Raw genomic sequence first — 16,612 nt, 5'->3', positions numbered from 1 at the left:
GAGAGGATGCCGCATTTTATTGTGGAATATACGGACAATCTCGGCGAAGAAGCCGATATTCGCGGTTTGCTTGAAAAAGTTCACCGCGTGCTGATCAAACGGCGCGGCGTGTTTCCCGTCGGCGGCATCCGTTCGCGCGCCATTCGGCTCAGCGAATATTATGTGGCCGACGGCGCGGAAGACGATGCGTTTGTGCACGCGACGCTGAAAATCGGCGCCGGGCGGCCGGAACAGGTGAAAAAAGAAGTCGGCGACGAGCTGTTTGCCGTCATGAAAGACCATTTCGCCCCGCTGCTGGCGAAACGCTATTTGGCGCTGTCGCTTGAGCTGTATGAGTTCAGCGAGGCGGGGACGTATAAGCATAACAACATTCATGCGCGTTATCGGACATAGCGGGAGGGGGAAACGAATGACGGGGCAACCGAAAGTGCTTCATTATATCAATGGGCGGTTTGCGGAAGGGGAAGCCGGTGTGTATTTCCGCAACATTAATCCGTTTACGAACGAGCCGATCAACGAAGTCGCCGAAGGGCGGAAAGAGGATATCGACGCGGCGGTCCGGGCGGCGAAACAGGCGTTTGATGGCGGGCCGTGGCGGACGATGCCGGTTGAAAAGAGGCTCCGGTATTTGTTCCGCATTGCCGAGCTGATTGAAACATATTCGGACGACATCGCCTATTTAGAGGCGCTTGACACCGGCATTCCGATCAGCCAGGCGAAAAAGCAGGCCGCCCGCGCGGCGGAAAACTTCCGCTTTTATGCGGAAATGGTGAAAACGCGTCTTGTCGGCGAAGCGTACCAGGTGAACGGGCAGTTTTTAAACTACACCGTTTACAAGCCGGTCGGGGTGGCGGGGCTCATCACGCCGTGGAATACGCCGTTTATGCTTGAGACGTGGAAAGTCGCCCCGGCGCTGGCGACCGGCAACACCGTCGTCTTGAAGCCGGCCGAATGGTCGCCGCTGACGGCGAATAAACTGGCGGAAATCATCGATGAAGCCGGGCTTCCCGCCGGGGTGTTCAACGTCGTGCACGGATTTGGCGAAACGGCGGGCGCCGCGCTGGTCGCCCACCCGGATGTCCGCCTCATCTCGTTTACCGGTGAAACGACGACCGGCATGGACATCATCCGCAACAGCGCCGCGACGTTGAAAAAAACGTCGATGGAGCTCGGCGGCAAGTCGCCGCTCATCGTATTCGCCGACGCGGACCTTGAACAGGCGCTCGATGCGGCCGTTTGGGGCGTATTTTCGCTCAATGGCGAGCGGTGCACGGCCAACTCGCGGCTGTTGCTTGAACAATCGATTTACGACGAATTTGTCGCCCGGCTGAAAGAGCGCGTCGACCGCATCGTCATCGGCGACCCGATGAACCCGGCGACCGAACTGGGGCCGCTCATTCACCGCGACCATTGGGAGCGGGTGAACCGCTATATCGAGATCGCCAGGCAAGAAGGAGCGAGCGTCCATGCCCCCGGCGTTCCGAAAGGGCTCGAGCGCGGCAACTTTGTGCCGCCGACTTTGCTGCTTAACTGCCGCAACGATATGAAAGTGGCGCAAGAAGAAATTTTCGGCCCGGTCATGGCCGTGATGTCCTTTGCCGATGAAGAGGAGGCCATTCGGCTGGCGAATGATGTCAAGTACGGCTTGGCGGCGTACGTCTGGACGAGCGACATGAAGCGCGGCCACCGCGTCGCCCAGGCGATCGAAAGCGGGATGGCGTGGGTCAACTCGCCGAACGTCCGCGATTTGCGCATTCCGTTTGGCGGGACGAAATACAGCGGCATCGGCCGCGAAGGCGGGCATTACAGCTTTGATTTCTATACGGAAGTGCAAGTCGTCCACGTTGCCGTCGGCGATCCGTCCATCCCGCCGCTTGGGAAAGCCGCCCCGTCATCCGCGCTGTCGGCGGAGCGGACATAAATCGGTAGCCGGACGTATACGGCATAGGATATGATGAAGGTATGGAAACGAAAGCGAAAAACAAAACCCAATTGGCTTACGAGTATATTCTTTCTCGCATTGAAAACGGCGTCTATGGCCCGGGATACCGGGTTGTCATCGACCAAATCGCCCGCGAGCTCGGGCTAAGCAGCATCCCGGTGCGGGAAGCGATCCGCCAGCTTGAAGCGGAAGGGCTCGTTGAATTTAAGCCGTATACAGGCGCCGTCGTCAGCAATATCAACGAGAAAGAATATATCGAGACGCTGTCGGTGTTGGCTGTGCTGGAAGGCTATGCGACCGCGCTCGGCTCCGCCCGTGTGACAAAGGAGGCGATCGATCGGCTGGAACAATTAAACGAGCGGATGGAGCGGGCGCTTGAGGAATTTGAATTTGAGCAGTTCAGCGACCTCAATTACGAGTTTCATACGCTCATTTACGCCCATTGCGGCAACGCCTATTTAGAAGAGCAAATCAAAAGCATTTGGCAGCGGATGAAGCGGATCCGCGCCTACGGCTTCACCTTTGTGCCGCAGCGGGCGAAAGCGTCGATCGACGAGCACGCCCATATCATCCGCCTGCTGCGGGGGAAGGCGCCGGCGCATGAAATCGAGCAGTATGCCCGGCAACATAAAATGAATACGGCGGAGGCGTTCAAGCGCCGCCGGTAGCACCGTCCCCGCCGGGGGAGGCAACCCCCGGCGGGGGCAATGAACACTTATTTTGAAACCGCTATCAAAAAAGGGGGCAAAGGGAAGATGAAACGATGGTGGGCAGCGCTTCTCGCTTTATGGATGACGATGATGCTCGCCGCCTGCGGCCAGTCGCCGGCTTCCGGCGGGGGAGAGGGAGAACTGAAAATCGGCGCCATTTTCTCTGCTTCAGGTGGAGCGGCGCCGCTCGGCAAGCCGGAGATGGAGACGGTCAAAATGCTCGTCAAGCAATGGAACGAGCAAGGCGGCATTGAAGGGAAGACGATCAAACTGATCGCTTATGACGACAAATCCAATCAAAACGAAGCAGTGCTATCCACGAAAAAACTCATCGAGCAAGACAAAGTGACCGCCATCATCGGCGGCACGATCAGCGGCAACTCCTTAGCCATGATCCCGCAAATCGAAAAGGCAGGCATTCCGTACATTTCCCTCGCAGCGAGCAAACAAATTGTCAACCCAGACGATGGATCTTCGCGCCCTTGGACATTTAAAACGGCTCAAGGAGACGATATTGTCATCCAAAAGCTGCTCAGCTTCCTAAAAGAAAAAGGGTGGACGAAAGTAGCGTGGCTGAACGTCGCCAATGCATACGGAACGAGCGGGCACGACGAGTTCGTGCGCTACGCCCCGCAGTATGGCGTCCAGGCGGTGGCGGAGGAAGAGTTTGAAGCGACAGTCGATGATGCAAAAGCGATGTTGACACGGGTGAAAAAGGCGAATCCACAGGCCGTGATTGTATGGGGCACGGCGCAAGAATCGGCGGTCGTGACGAAAAACATCCGCCAGTTGGGCATCGAGGCGCCGATTGTAGAAAGCCATGGCATTGGCACGAAAGGGTTCATCGATTTGGCCGGTGAGGCGGCCAACGGCGTATGGTTCCCCGCCGGGCGCATTTTAGTGGCCGACCAGCTTCCGGACAGCGATCCGCAAAAGGAAACGCTGCTGGCATACAAACGGGATTTTGAAAAAGCGTACGGCTATGAGCCGACCACATTTGGCGGACATGCGTGGGATGCGTTTCATCTGTTGGCCAATGCGATCAAAGAAGGGGGAACCGATAAAGAAAAAATACGGTCGGCTTTGGAAAATACGAAAAAATTTATCGGCATTTCGGGCGTCTTCCATATGTCTACAGATGATCATACAGGGCTGGATGCCGACAGCTTAGTGATGGTGCAAATTCAAGACGGCAAGTTTGTTCTTGCTGAATAGGAAACCGGGAATTAGGCTGCTCATTCCCTTTTCTTTTGTTTCACCCAGCTGTTGAAGGAGGGCGGGTCATGGAAGCGTGGAGCCAGTTTGTGCAGCTGTTGTTTTCCGGGCTGACCGTCGGCAGCATTTACGCGTTGGTGGCGCTCGGATTTGTCATTACGTACAGTGTGACCGGCATTTTGAATTTGGCCCAAGGCGACTTTGCCATGTTAGGGGCGCTGCTGTGCATGACGTTTGTCAACAGCGGCATGCCGTTTGCGCTCGCGATCGGGCTCAGCATTGCGGCGGTGATGGCGATCGGCGCGCTGTTTGAGCGGCTGGCCATTCAGCCGGCGCGCCGTTCGTCTGTCGCCGTGCTCATTATTATCACGATCGGCGTCTCATTTGTGTTTCGCGGGCTGGCGCTGCTCGTGTGGGGGACGGATCCGTATGCGCTGCGGCCGTTTAGCGGTCATGAGGCGCTCCATCTGTTCGGAGCGGTCATCCAATGGCAAAGCATTTGGGCGGTCATCATCTCGGTCATCAGTTTCTTGGCGCTGCATCTGTTTTTGAACCGGACTTCGATCGGCAAAGCGGTGACAGCGTGTGTCATCAACCCGTTCGCCGCTCGGTTGATGGGGATTAACATCCGCAAAATGTCGCTTGGGGCCATGGCCGTCAGCGCCGGTCTAGGGGCGCTCGCGGGAATCGTCATCGCCCCGATTTCGGGCGCTTCTTATGATATGGGGATGATGATCGGGCTGAAGGCGTTCATCGCCGCCGTTGTCGGCGGGCTGACGAACGCTCCGGCGGCGATCGCCGGCGCCTTTCTCGTCGGGCTGCTTGAGTCGTTTGCGGAAGGGTATTTGTCCTCGGGATACAAAGAAGCGATCAGCTTTGGGCTGCTGCTGCTCGTGCTGTTTTTCATGCCGAACGGGCTGTTCGCCAAGATGACCGGAAAGCGGGTATAAGGGGGACGGATGGATGGAGAGCGGTCAACGAATGACGGATGGACGAAAACGGTGGCTTTGGCTTGTCGGTGCAGCCGTCTGGCTCGGTCTCCCTTGGCTCGTCTTCGGCAATAATTACGTGCTAAGCACCCTTATTCTCATCGGGCTGTACGCGCTCGTGAGCACGGGGATGACGCTGCTGATGGGATATGCGGGGCAAATTTCGCTCGGCCAGGCGGCGTTTTACGGCATTGGCGCCTATACGTCCGCCTATTTGACGGCGCACGCGGGATGGTCGGCCTGGCTGGCGTTGGCTGCCGGCGCGGCTTTGGCCGCTTTGGTGGCGCTTGTGGTCGGCATTCCGGTTTTCCGGCTGCGTGAACATTATTTGGCGTTGGCGACGTTAGGCTTTGGCGTCATTATGTTTACATTTTTTAAGGAGTGGAAAGGGATCACAGGAGGGTTGAATGGCTTTTTTGGCATCCCGCCGATCCGCATCGCCGGGATTCCGCTGCAAAGCGATCTTCCTTTTTACTACCTTGTGTCGTTGTTCGTTCTGGCCGGGGTATGGTTTGCCCGCAACATCGTCCGCTCCCGGGTCGGAAGGGCGCTGCGGGCGATTCATGGGAGCGAAGTGGCGGCAAGCTCGCTTGGGGTGAACATTACGAAATACAAGCTGCAAATGTTTATGCTCAGCGCTGTCTACGCTTCGGCGGCCGGGAGCTTATACGCCCATTATGTCACGTTCATCAATCCGGACTTATTCGGCATCGTCCCTTCCATTTACTTTTTGATTATGGTGGTGATCGGCGGGACGGGCAGCGTGTGGGGCGGGCTCGTCGGCGCGGCCGTCTATGTCTGTTTGGGAGAGTGGCTTAAGGCCGTTGTTCCGCTGCTGCTGCCGAATGCCGGCGGGGAATTTGAAATCGTCTTTTTTGGCTTGTTGCTCGTCGTCATGTTGATCTACATGCCGAACGGGCTGACGGGCGTCGCGGCCAAAGGATGGAGGCGGCTGTGGAAAGCAAGTTGGCGTCAACAGAAGCAGACGGCGGCCGTCGACAGTCATCAAGCCCGTTCGATCGGAGGGGAGCGGGGGTGAGCGCCATGTTGCTTGAAGTGGAGCGATTGTCCAAGTCGTTTGGCGGCGTGCAGGCGGTGCAAGATGTATCGTTCGGCGTCGCCCAAGGGGAGATGGTGGCGGTGATCGGGCCGAACGGGGCGGGGAAAACGACGCTGTTTAATGCGATCAGCGGCATTTTTCCCCCGACTGGCGGCTTCGTCCGCTTTCAAGGGGTCGTGACCAACGGCAAAAAGCCGCATGAGCTGGCGATGTTGGGAATGACGAGGACGTTTCAAAACTTGCAGCTGTTTTCCGATATGACGGTTGCCGAAAACGTGATGGTCGGTTTTCATCCGCGGTTGACGGGCGGAATTTTCAGCGCCGGCTTTCGGCTGCCGCGAGCGGCGAAAGAAGAACAGACAGCGCGGGAAGAGGCGCTTTCCCGCCTTGCGCAAGTGGGGTTGGCGCATCTCGCTGCGGAGAAGGCCGGCACGCTGCCGTACGGGATGCAGCGGCTTGTGGAAATCGCCCGGGCGGCTGTATCCCGTCCTTCCCTCATTTTGCTTGACGAGCCGATGGCCGGGCTGAACCCGCAAGAATCCAGGCGGCTTGTTGATGTGTTGTTGGTCATGAGAGAACAAGGGTTTACCTTTTTGTTTGTGGAACATGATATGGAAACGGTGATGGCGATCGCCGACCGGATCGTCGTTCTCGATTACGGCAAAAAAATCGCCGAAGGAGCGCCGGAAGAGATTGTGCGGCATCCGGACGTCATCAAAGCGTATTTGGGAGAGGAGACGGTCTGATGCTTGTGCTTCGCAACGTTCACGTTCACCACGGCCATTTGCACGTATTGAAAGGAATCGATTTGCACGTCGGCGAAGGAGAAATCGTCGCCATTGTCGGCGCCAACGGGGCGGGCAAAAGCACGCTGCTCGGCACGATTGCCGGCGTCTACACTCCAACCGAAGGGGAGATGGTGTTTGAAGGCGAACCGCTTCCGTGCGGAAAGGTGGAGGACATCGTCGACAAAGGCATTTGCCTTGTGCCGGAGAGGCGGCAAATTTTTGACGGTTTGTCGGTGAAAGATAATTTGCTGCTTGGGGCGTACCGCCGCCAGCGCCGCGACAGGCAGGATGTGAAACGCGACTATGAGCGGGTGCTCGAGCTGTTTCCCAAACTGCAAACGATGCTCGACCGCCCGGGCGGACTATTAAGCGGCGGGGAGCAGCAAATGTTGGCGATCGCCCGCGGGCTGATGGCGAGACCGAAGCTGCTTTTGCTTGACGAACCGTCGTTAGGGTTGGCGCCGCTTGTGGTCAAGGAAGTGATGGGCATGCTGAAACCGCTTGGCGATCAATTCCACACGACCATGATTCTTGTCGAACAAAACGTGCGGGCCGCGCTGCAAACAGCGGACTACGCGTACGTTCTCGAGCGCGGCGCTATGGCTTTGCACGGAAAAGCCGCCGAGCTGCTCAACGACGAGCGGGTGGCCGAGGCGTACCTTGGGGCGGCAAGGCGCCGGTAAGAGCCGTGTATCGTCGTTGTGTCTTTTCCTTCTTTCTGCTATGATGGGGGTGTAGATTGGCCGCTTTTTCACAGGGCGCAAAGACAAAAAGCCGGGGAAAGCGCCCGGGGGCGGAAACAGCAAGAAGGAAAGCCGTCCATATGCCGGCGGAAGGCGCCGGGTGGCGGATGACGAAAAGGGAAGGATGGGAGAACGTATGGATGATCGCACATTTCGCAATGCGATGGGGAAATTCGCAACCGGTGTGACGGTGGTGACGACCGACTTTCAAGGGGAAGTGAAAGGGATGACGGCGAACGCGTTTATGTCCGTTTCGCTTGATCCGAAGCTTGTCGTCGTCTCGATCGGCCATAAAGCGCGGATGCATGACATCGTCAAGCAAACAGGGAAGTTTGCCATTAACATTTTGACGCGCGATCAAGAGGAGCTGTCGCGCTTGTTTGCCGGCCAGTTGAAAGAAGAACGCCCTGTTTCGTTTGAATGGGTGGACGGTCATCCGATTTTGCCGGATGCGATGGCGAATATTTTATGCAACGTCCACAGCACGCACGTGGCCGGCGACCATACGCTTTATTTTGGGGAAGTGACCGAGATTTTGCTGAAAGACGAACCGGGCGACCCGCTCTTGTTTTTTGAAGGGAAGTACCGGAGCATCGGGCGGTGAGCGCCTCCGGGTGGGCGGGGCGGCCGACTGTCGTTTGGATGCGGTGATGACGCAAGCGGTCGTTCAGCCTGCCGTATGGTGTTTCGGCTGCGTCTATGGCCGTCTGTCCGGCGGCAACAGACAAGATAGAGAGGTACGGATCGGTTCAATGCATATATAGCACGGAAAAAGGGTGTCTCGTTGCGTTTGAGACACCCTCGTTTTGTCATTTTTTCAATACATCATGATCGACATATCGCTCGCCGTTCAGCTCGCTAATGACGTTGATGGCAACGTTCGCGCCGTTGCCGGCGGTGATGATCGTATGGACGCTGACGCCGGCGACCGTCCCGGCCGCCCAAATGCCGTCGATGTTCGTTTTGCCGTCGGCATCGACGTCAAGCACCGTTTTAATGCGCGGCTCTGTTCCCGGTTTTGTGCGCAGGCCGATTTTTTCCGCCAGATCGGTGGCGACGCCGGTGGCGAAAATGACGTGTTTCGCCTCATAGGAGCCGTTTTCCGTTTCGAGACGGAACCCCCCGTCTGTTTTTTGCACGTCGGTCACTTGTGCTTCGACCAATTCCGCGCCGAATTTCGCTGCTTGCTTTTTCCCGGTTTCCACCAATTCCGGCCCGCTGATTTGCGGGACGCCGTAATGGTTTTCCACCCAAGCGCGTTTCGTCATCCCTTTGTCATGGTCAAACAAGACGGTTTTCTTCCCGGCTTTGGCGGTGAAAATGGCGGCGCTTGCCCCCGCGGGGCCGGCCCCGATAATGGCGATGTCGTACATCGTCACAGCCTCCCTTTGTTTGAATATTAATACTATGGATAGTGTAGCATAAGTGGAAATAAGGTCCAAATGATTTGTTTTATAAAATGATACTTATTATTAAATTATATTTACTTTAAATATGGCTAGGTGTATAATGGAAAGCAGAAGGGATGACAAAGGAGAGAAGAACGAGTGAATAAAACGATGATTTGTGAACAATGCCAACAGCCCGTGCGGCGGCTGAAACATTCGGTGCTTTGTCAATGCGGGATGAAAATTGTCGTTCAAAAATAACACCGTACTAGTGTGTCGAACCGGCGAATGGCGCCGGTTTTTTTCTGTCCTTATTTGGGCTGGCGGCGAATATATAAAAATAAAACCGCATTTTTGATGAGGGTTGGTGCCGCTGATGCACGATAAACGGGAGTTGGGCGCCCGCCTGGCAGCTTTTTACCGCGAGATGGCGGAATGGGTGGGACAAAAGCGGAAGGAAGTTCCCCTTTCCTTTCACGAGGGAAGCCGGGATCAGCTGCTGGCTTACGCGTATATGAGGGGGTGCATGCCGTCAGATTTGGCTGAGGCGCTCGAAGAACACGGATGGCAGCTTGACGGCCGGGAAGCGCATCTCATTGATATGATGGAGCAAGTGCTCGCTTGTCTGCATGTGCCGGTCGACGGCAAAACAGAGTGGCGAAAGGTGACGAGAAAGGAAGCGAACGAGCTGCTTCATGAACGGACAAAGGCCGTGTTTGGAAGCTCTCGTCCGCATCGGCCGACGCACATTATGGTGACGATGGACGAGTCGTGGGTCGATGAACCGGGGCTGATCGAGCGGCTGCTTCTGTACGGTATGGATGTCGCCCGCATCAACTGCGCCTACGGTTCACCGGAAACGTGGGAATCGCTCGTTTCCGTCATCCGTCAAGCGGAGAGGCAGTTAGCGCAACAGATGCAGGGGAGGAAATGCCGCATTTACATGGATCTGCCGGGGCCGAAAATCCGGGTCGACCGCCTGGCGGTCAACATGGGGACGATGAAGCTTTCGGTAAAGAAAAATCAATATGGGGAAGCAATAGAGCCGTTAGTCGGCCTCATCTCCTTCTCTTCCTTCCCGCCTCCGTCTCCGCTTCCCCGCGATGTTTCATTCATGTGGCAGTTGACGGCTGAGGACGGAGCAGCCGTTGAAGAAGGAGATGAACTGCTGTTTACCGATGTGCGCGGAAAAAAACAAAAACTGCGGGTGACCGAACAAATCGCGCCGTCTTGTTTTAAAGTGTTCCTTTCACGGACAGCTTATGTGCAAAAAGAGATGAAACTGCAAAACGGGAAAGCCTCTTTCACCGTTTCTTCCGCCTTGTTGATTCCGGTGAAAGCGTTTGCGACCGCCGGCACACCGCTGCATATTTATTTCGATGATGCCGCCTTTATGGCAGCGTACGGGGGGGCCGGGATCAAAATGACGACGACATTGGCGAAGGCGTGGCGCAATGTGAGGGCAGGGGACCGCCTTTACTTAAACGATGGGCAAATGGTTGCGCGGATCGTCAAAGTGCATGATCGGTATGTGGAGGCCAAAGTCGTTTTTGATGGCGGGAAGCGGAAAGCGATTAAGCAAGGAACGGGCCTTCATCTTCCGGATTCTTTTCCCCACTTGACGGTTCCGCCGCTTACGGATCGCGACCTGGAATGGATTCCGTTCATCGCCAGTCATGCGGACATCGTCGGGCTGTCGTTTGTGCAAACGCCTCATGATTTGCGGAAGCTTTCGTATTTGCTTGCCGAACAAGGGGCGGACTCTCTGCCGGTGATTGCGAAAATTGAGACGCAGACGGCGCTTCACAACCTGGCCCGTCTTTTGTTGGAAGGGTTGCAAATCCCGGCGTTTGGCGTCATGATTGCACGCGGCGATTTGGCGCTTGAGATCGGGTTTGACCGTCTTGCCGCCGCCCAACGCGACATTTTGGCGCTCTGCCGTGCGGCACACATCCCGGTCATTTGGGCGACGCAAGTGCTCGAACAAATGGCGAAAAAGGGAATTCCGTCGCGCGCCGAGATTTCGGACGTTTTCCTTGGAAAGCAGGCGCAGTGCGTCATGTTGAACAAAGGAAGGTATATTGCCGAAGCGGTGCGCCTGTTGTCGTCGCTGCTGAAAAAGGAAGAAAGACGGGGTAAGCCGGCGATGCCGGAAATGGACGGCGAACGAACGGATTTGTTCGACTTGTGAAAAGACGCGGTGAAACGTTGGCCGACGGAACGGACTCCCCTGCCGCGTTCACAAAGACGGTCCCTCGCCGTGTCAAATCGGAGTCCCGCTGCTTTCGGGACTCCGTGTTTTCGTTTATATGTAAACCTATATAAAAAATTAGTTGACAAATAAAAGGGTGTTAGGCACAATAGAAACAAATATTGGAGAGGAGGGAAGAGGTGCGAATCCATGCCTTTGTTTGGGCGGCCTTTTTCGCCGCGTTGACGGCGGTCGGCGGATTCATCAAAATCCCGGTGCCGTATGTGCCGTTTACGCTGCAAATCGCCGCGGTCTATTTGTCGGGCTGCCTGCTCGGTCCGAGAATGGGAGCGCTCAGCCAGCTGCTTTACGTGTCGATCGGGTTGGCGGGCGCGCCGGTGTTTGCGGAAGGAGGCGGGCTCGGTTATGTGCTGAAGCCGACGTTTGGCTATTTGCTCGGTTTCATCGCCGGAGCGTATACCGGCGGCTCGTTGGTGCGCCGCTTTCAATGGACAAAAGCACGGGACATATGGAAGGCGAATGCGGCGGCCTTGTTGGTCGTGTATGCGTTTGGCTGCACGTGGCTGTACATAGTGATGAAATGGGTCGCCGCAACTCCGCTTACCATCGGCCAAACAATCTGGTTTGGCTTCCTGCTTCCAATGCCGGGGGATCTCGTGCTTTGTGCCGTTTGTTCGGTCATCGCGGCGCGCGTATGGCCGCACATCCGGCCGCTTACGATGACACGGGGGATAGGGGGGTAACAATGGGAAACGTAATTTTTATGACCGGAACAGGAACGGAAATCGGCAAGACGGTGGTGACGTCCATCGCGGCATTGGCGCTCGAGCGGCTTGGCATGAGTGTAAGTGTGTTTAAACCGGTTCAGACCGGACTGGCCGAAGATGGGGTGTCGTTTGCCGAGCAGGATTGGTATGAACGAGTGGCCAAGCTTCCCGCTGTGGAAGGGATGTACTATATGGAGCCGGCGATGTCGCCGCATTTGGCAGCGGCGTTGACCGGGACGTCCATCGAACCGGAGCGGATTGCCGAACGGCTCGAGCGGCTGAAACAGCGCTATGATGTCGTGCTCGTCGAAGGGGCGGGAGGGTTGGCCGTCCCGTGGTGCGAGCGCGACGGAAGGTGGTATATGACGGGCGATTTTGTCCGCGACTATCGGCTGCCGGCGGTGCTCGTGTCGCTCTCAAGCCTCGGGGCGATTCACCACGCGGTGACGACGGCGGCGTATGCGGACGCCAAAGGCATTCGGTTGTTGGGTCTTGCGTTCAATCGGTTTCAGGAGCAAGACATCATCGACCGAAACAATGTCGACATGATTGCCGCTTTGGTGCAGCTGCCGGTGCTGGCGGTCGTGCCGCTTCTTCCTGCAGTGACAAGGGAGGAGCTGGAAAGGCTGGCGGAACAGTGGATTAGGCAAGGGGAAGCGAAACGATGGCTGGAGGTGTTGGGCGTTGGCGTATAGCTGCGAGCAATTGGAACAGTGGGACAAGCAGTGCGTCTGGCATCCGTTCACGCAAATGAAACAGTATGCGCAAGAACGCCCGTTGATCATTGAACGCGGGCAAGGAAGCTATTTGTATGATGTCGACGGCAATCGGTACCTAGACGGCTATGCGTCGCTATGGGTCAACGTCCACGGCCATAACGACCCGGAATTGAATGCGGCGCTTCGCGAGCAATTGGAGAAAATCGCCCACTCGACGCTGCTCGGATCGGCGAACGTGCCGTCGATTTTGCTGGCCAAACGGCTGCTGGAATATTGGCCGCACATGTCGAAAGTGTTTTATTCCGACACCGGGGCGGCGGCGGTGGAAATCGCACTCAAGATCGCCTATCAGTATTGGAAAAACATCGACCCGGTCCGCTATGCGAAGAAAAACAAATTTGTCTCGTTGAAAGAGGCGTACCATGGCGATACGGTCGGGGCGGTGAGCGTCGGGGGAATGGAGGTGTTCCATCGCATTTTTGCGCCGCTGTTGTTTGAGCGGATCGAAGTGCCGTCGCCGTATGTGTACCGTATGGACGAATACGGAAGCGAGCAGGAGATCGTCCGCTATTGTTTGCGTGAGCTGGAACGAGTGCTTGAAGAGCAGCATGAGCACATCGCCGGCGTGATCGTGGAACCGCTTGTGCAAGGAGCGGCGGGGATCATCGTCCACCCGCGCGGGTTTTTAAAAGGAGTCGAAACGCTTTGCCGCCGGTATGGGGTGCTTTTCATTTGCGATGAGGTCGCCGTCGGCTTCGGCCGCACCGGCACGATGTTCGCCTGCGAGCAGGAAGAGGCAAAGCCGGATCTCGTCTGCGTTGGGAAAGGGATCACCGGAGGGTATTTGCCGCTGGCCGCGACGCTCGTCACTGAAGACGTGTATGCGGCGTTTCTCGGCAAAGCGGATGAAGACAAAACGTTTTACCACGGTCATACGTATACGGGGAACCAGCTCGCTTGTTCCGCCGCGCTGAAAAACATCGAGCTCATCGAAGCACGCGGTTTGCTTGCTGATGTTCAACGAAAGGCGCACAGGCTGACGGAACGGCTCGAGGCATTGTATGAAATCCCGATCGTCGGCGATATTCGGCAAAAAGGGCTCATGTGCGGCATTGAAATTGTAAAAGAGCGGAGGACGAAAGCGATTTTTCCGCGCGCGGCCATGATGGAGCACCGCATTATCCTCGAAGCGCGCCGGAGGGGGCTTGTCATCCGCCCGCTCGGCCCGGTGTTGACGTTCATTCCGGTCCTTTCCATGAGCGAAGACGAGATGACTGAAGCGGTGCGCATTTTGTTTGATTCGATCGCCTGTTTGTATGGACAGATGCGGGGAGAACTTGTATAAGCGGGGGCGGCGGACAGCCGCCCGTTTCTTTTTGGCCGGCTAGGTGCACGCCTAAGCAACAGGCGTTTTTCATACATACAGTGAGACTAAGGGCAGGCGGAAGGAGGGAAGCAAAGTGAACCATATTGAGATGGCGGATGCGCGCATTTGGCGGCCTTGGGGGTTTTGGCGGCCGTTCGGTTTCCCGTTTTTTGGCGCTCCGTTTTTCGGCGGCTTTTTAGGGGGGCTGCTTGGCAGCGCCTTGTTCCCGCCGTTTTTCTACCCGTATTGGTATGGCCCGATTTGGTGGTGAGAAAGGAGCGGAGGTTGGGCGGACAGCCCACCCTCTTTTTTGTTATGTGCATATGAATAAAGTATCGCATCCTATTCATGAATGAAAGGAGAAAGAACGATGCCATTTCCAGGTTTGCTGTTTGGCGCTCCGTTCATCGGCGGGTTTTTGGGCGGATTGCTCGGCGGCGCTCTAGCTCCGCGCCCGTTTTATCCGTATCCGCCGTATCCGCCGTATCCAGGCTGGTGGTATTGAAACGAAGCCTTAAAGAGTAAGCATCCCGCCGGTGAAGCAGGGATGCTTATTCGATAATGCCGCTGTCACGGATCGTCACATCGGCGGTGACGCGGATCGGAAGCTGGTCGTAATGCTTGTAAAAATCACGGTAGTGAAAGCGGCGATAATGACTGGCGGCAAATTCGCCAAGGCCGACCGGGTCGATTTGGTGTTCTTGAAAACAGCGGAGAAGGGCCCCGGTTTTCGAGCGGATTTGTTGCGCAAATGTTTTTTCGACAGACCGGCGGACAGCGAATGTGAACGCCCCGCGTTTGTATTCGCGCACGACGCCTTCAAGGGCGATATGAATATGAATGGACGGTCGGGTTTTGGGGCCTGAAAAAGAAATGGTCCGCTTTGTCGAGATGTTTTTAATGGATACGAAGTTTTGGTTGTCGAGCCGGATGGTATGGGTGCCTTCACTATAAGAATCCATGGCGATTTTAAAGTAGAACATGTCGTTTCGTTTCAGCGTATCGACAACCCGGTCGCCGCGGAATAAGGCTACGCCGGCCACCTGTACATCTTCACCGGCCCGGCGTACGTATGGCAAAAACGGGTCTTTTCCATCGGCGTAGTATGATTTTAGAAATAAATGTAAATTTGTTTTCGGCAAATCCCGTTGCTCGATATTTTGTCTGACCAAGTTGGAAAGGTAAATGCCGCTTCCTTGGCGGCCATAATTTCCCTCGAGCAGATGTTTGGCCGTCCCGTCCACCACGGCCAAATAAAGTCGCGTCCCGATGCTTGCATCGCGACGAAGTTGATCAACGAACGGAAATATTCCTTTTCTGGCGAGGCGTTCCCCGTACAAGGCAGTCTCAATGCTTCCGCTGACGAGCGGTTCGGATGTTTTGTATTGCAGTTCTTCCATCACATCTTTCGCCGTAGTGGAAACGGCCGTCAACGTTTTGTTCGCTGTTTCTCCTTTTTTGTAAACCGGAATGAGAATGGTTCCCCGAACTTTGTCTTTTCCCGCCTCATCAAATCCAACGGCGCTTTCAATATTGATATCATCTAAAATTTCTTTGCGAAGGCAGCCGGACAAGATGGCGACGATGGCCATAGCCAACAGGGCGGTCCGCATTCTCATACGTTCCCTCTCACTTTCTTCACGATATAGGTGATGACTGCGACACAAGGAATCCATATATAGAGAAAATAAAAGCCGGTTCTGTTTAAAATGGTGTTAATGAGGTCGACTTGTTTGCGATCATGAACGAACAGCGTGCTGAAAAAACAAATGGCGGCAATAATCAGCAAAGCCGTTTTTTGGCGGATGGGAAAAAGCTGTTTGCATATACGGGAAGAACACCACAGCCCTAAGCAGACGTTCGGTAAAATGATCAGCAGCCAATTGGCGATGCCGACGTATTCAAACCGTTCAATAAACGGCAGCTCAACCATTTTCCACATCGTCAATGTCGGCCAAATTTGCCGCTGCAGCTGTTTCTCGCTAAAGTAAGCCAATGTCAGCACGGTAAGCAGCGTATAAAACAATGTCGTTGCCAATAAGGCGGCATGCGCCCATTTGGCGGATTGGGCTCCGCGCTTGATAAACGGATAAAAGAGCAAAATCGTTTCGTACCCGAGCATCGTCAACGTCGTCTGTCCCGCCGCTTTTACAATAGCTGAAGGCGGATGGTCCAATATCGGGAGCAAGAGGTGAAAGTCGGCATGATCCAGGACAAACCAAAAAGTAAACAGCAAATAGCTGGGAATGATCAGGCAAAAAAAGCAAATGCCGACAACGACGCGAAATCCGCCGACCGTAATGTACAAACAAAGAAGCAAAAAAGCGAGTGAAAATTCCCATGTTTGCAAGTCGGGAAACATCCAGACTTGAATTACTTCGATATAGGTGCGCAAAACAACAAATGACATGGCGGCGAAGTAAAGGGCGAGCCATAATGAAAATGCCCCTCCCACCCAGCGGCCGAACAGGCGCTGATGGAGGAGGAGGAAATCGCCGTCCGCCTGCTGCAACAGCCAATACAGCACGATGAGAATCAGATGGGACGAGGCGCCGGCCAGCAGGACCGAAATCCATGCGTCATGTCCGGCTGTTTGTGCGATGACCCGCTGAAAACCGAGCACCCCGACACCGATTTGCATCGACATGATAATATAAAAAGTCATGAAAGGTGAAACTTGTAGACGTTCGGCAACAGAAGCCATCGTCGTCCT

General features: G+C 55.6%; 18 protein-coding genes. 15 read left to right on the top strand and 3 right to left on the bottom strand.

Features of this window, described 5'->3' with window-relative positions:
• Nucleotides 1-6 precede the first annotated feature (6 nt).
• The 9 genes from M493_RS14675 (at nt 7) to M493_RS14635 (ending at nt 8,051) form a co-directional block, all read left to right on the top strand.
• Nucleotides 7-393 (top strand): 5-carboxymethyl-2-hydroxymuconate Delta-isomerase, encoded by a 387-nt coding sequence (locus M493_RS14675; protein WP_020961161.1) that lies wholly within the window; start codon nt 7-9, stop codon nt 391-393.
• A gap of 16 nt (nt 394-409) precedes the next feature.
• Complete coding sequence (hpaE, locus tag M493_RS14670; RefSeq protein WP_020961160.1) at nt 410-1,921, top strand: 5-carboxymethyl-2-hydroxymuconate semialdehyde dehydrogenase; 1,512 nt, start codon at nt 410-412, stop codon at nt 1,919-1,921.
• A 41-nt stretch (nt 1,922-1,962) separates the two neighbouring features.
• Nucleotides 1,963-2,610: a GntR family transcriptional regulator gene (locus M493_RS14665; protein ID WP_020961159.1), complete on the top strand. Its 648-nt coding sequence runs from the start codon at nt 1,963-1,965 to the stop codon at nt 2,608-2,610.
• 87 nt (nt 2,611-2,697) lie between these two features.
• Complete coding sequence (locus M493_RS14660) at nt 2,698-3,867, top strand: ABC transporter substrate-binding protein (RefSeq protein ID WP_023817739.1); 1,170 nt, start codon at nt 2,698-2,700, stop codon at nt 3,865-3,867.
• Between the two features lie 68 nt (nt 3,868-3,935).
• Nucleotides 3,936-4,817, top strand: coding sequence for a branched-chain amino acid ABC transporter permease (locus tag M493_RS14655; RefSeq protein ID WP_020961157.1), 882 nt, complete (start codon nt 3,936-3,938; stop codon nt 4,815-4,817).
• A 13-nt stretch (nt 4,818-4,830) separates the two neighbouring features.
• Nucleotides 4,831-5,895 carry a branched-chain amino acid ABC transporter permease gene (locus M493_RS14650; RefSeq protein ID WP_020961156.1) on the top strand — a complete coding sequence of 355 codons (1,065 nt, stop codon included), beginning with the start codon at nt 4,831-4,833 and terminating at the stop codon, nt 5,893-5,895.
• Nucleotides 5,892-6,662 carry an ABC transporter ATP-binding protein gene (locus tag M493_RS14645; protein ID WP_020961155.1) on the top strand — a complete coding sequence of 257 codons (771 nt, stop codon included), beginning with the start codon at nt 5,892-5,894 and terminating at the stop codon, nt 6,660-6,662. Before M493_RS14650 ends, M493_RS14645 begins: the two co-directional genes overlap by 4 nt.
• Nucleotides 6,662-7,387, top strand: a complete 726-nt coding sequence (locus M493_RS14640) for an ABC transporter ATP-binding protein (RefSeq protein WP_020961154.1) — start codon at nt 6,662-6,664, stop codon at nt 7,385-7,387. The genes M493_RS14645 and M493_RS14640 overlap by 1 nt, the downstream gene beginning before the upstream one ends.
• 196 nt (nt 7,388-7,583) lie before the next feature.
• On the top strand, nt 7,584-8,051 hold the full coding sequence (locus M493_RS14635; protein WP_023817736.1) for a flavin reductase family protein: 468 nt from the start codon (nt 7,584-7,586) through the stop codon (nt 8,049-8,051).
• A gap of 205 nt (nt 8,052-8,256) precedes the next feature.
• Here M493_RS14635 and M493_RS14630 read toward each other — a convergent pair whose 3' ends face one another.
• Nucleotides 8,257-8,820 carry an NAD(P)/FAD-dependent oxidoreductase gene (locus M493_RS14630; RefSeq protein ID WP_020961151.1) on the bottom strand — a complete coding sequence of 188 codons (564 nt, stop codon included), beginning with the start codon at nt 8,818-8,820 and terminating at the stop codon, nt 8,257-8,259.
• A 391-nt stretch (nt 8,821-9,211) separates the two neighbouring features.
• Here M493_RS14630 and M493_RS14625 point away from each other — a divergent pair, with 391 nt between their 5' ends.
• The 6 genes from M493_RS14625 to M493_RS19005 all read left to right on the top strand — a co-directional run bounded on the left by M493_RS14625 (nt 9,212) and on the right by M493_RS19005 (nt 14,404).
• Nucleotides 9,212-11,026 (top strand): pyruvate kinase, encoded by a 1,815-nt coding sequence (locus M493_RS14625; protein WP_020961149.1) that lies wholly within the window; start codon nt 9,212-9,214, stop codon nt 11,024-11,026.
• A 200-nt stretch (nt 11,027-11,226) separates the two neighbouring features.
• Nucleotides 11,227-11,790 carry a biotin transporter BioY gene (locus tag M493_RS14620; protein ID WP_020961148.1) on the top strand — a complete coding sequence of 188 codons (564 nt, stop codon included), beginning with the start codon at nt 11,227-11,229 and terminating at the stop codon, nt 11,788-11,790.
• 2 nt (nt 11,791-11,792) lie between these two features.
• A complete protein-coding gene (gene bioD, locus M493_RS14615) occupies nt 11,793-12,509 on the top strand; it encodes a dethiobiotin synthase (protein WP_020961147.1) in 717 nt (238 codons plus the stop codon).
• Nucleotides 12,499-13,878 (top strand): adenosylmethionine--8-amino-7-oxononanoate transaminase, encoded by a 1,380-nt coding sequence (gene bioA, locus M493_RS14610; RefSeq protein WP_020961146.1) that lies wholly within the window; start codon nt 12,499-12,501, stop codon nt 13,876-13,878. The genes bioD and bioA overlap by 11 nt, the downstream gene beginning before the upstream one ends.
• A gap of 115 nt (nt 13,879-13,993) precedes the next feature.
• Entirely contained in the window at nt 13,994-14,170 is a 177-nt protein-coding gene (locus tag M493_RS18740; RefSeq protein ID WP_020961145.1) for a hypothetical protein, read from the top strand.
• A gap of 99 nt (nt 14,171-14,269) precedes the next feature.
• Nucleotides 14,270-14,404, top strand: coding sequence for a hypothetical protein (locus tag M493_RS19005; protein ID WP_020961144.1), 135 nt, complete (start codon nt 14,270-14,272; stop codon nt 14,402-14,404).
• A 46-nt stretch (nt 14,405-14,450) separates the two neighbouring features.
• Here M493_RS19005 and M493_RS14605 read toward each other — a convergent pair whose 3' ends face one another.
• Both M493_RS14605 and M493_RS14600 read right to left on the bottom strand, forming a co-directional pair.
• On the bottom strand, nt 14,451-15,518 hold the full coding sequence (locus M493_RS14605; RefSeq protein WP_041267793.1) for a Ger(x)C family spore germination protein: 1,068 nt from the start codon (nt 15,516-15,518) through the stop codon (nt 14,451-14,453).
• On the bottom strand, nt 15,515-16,603 hold the full coding sequence (locus tag M493_RS14600; protein ID WP_020961142.1) for a GerAB/ArcD/ProY family transporter: 1,089 nt from the start codon (nt 16,601-16,603) through the stop codon (nt 15,515-15,517). Before M493_RS14600 ends, M493_RS14605 begins: the two co-directional genes overlap by 4 nt.
• Between the last annotated feature and the right edge of the window lie 9 nt (nt 16,604-16,612).

Origin of the sequence: Geobacillus genomosp. 3 (assembly GCF_000445995.2) — a bacterium.
In the GTDB taxonomy this organism is placed as follows: domain Bacteria; phylum Bacillota; class Bacilli; order Bacillales; family Anoxybacillaceae; genus Geobacillus.
This window is presented reverse-complemented; position numbering and strand designations above follow the sequence as displayed.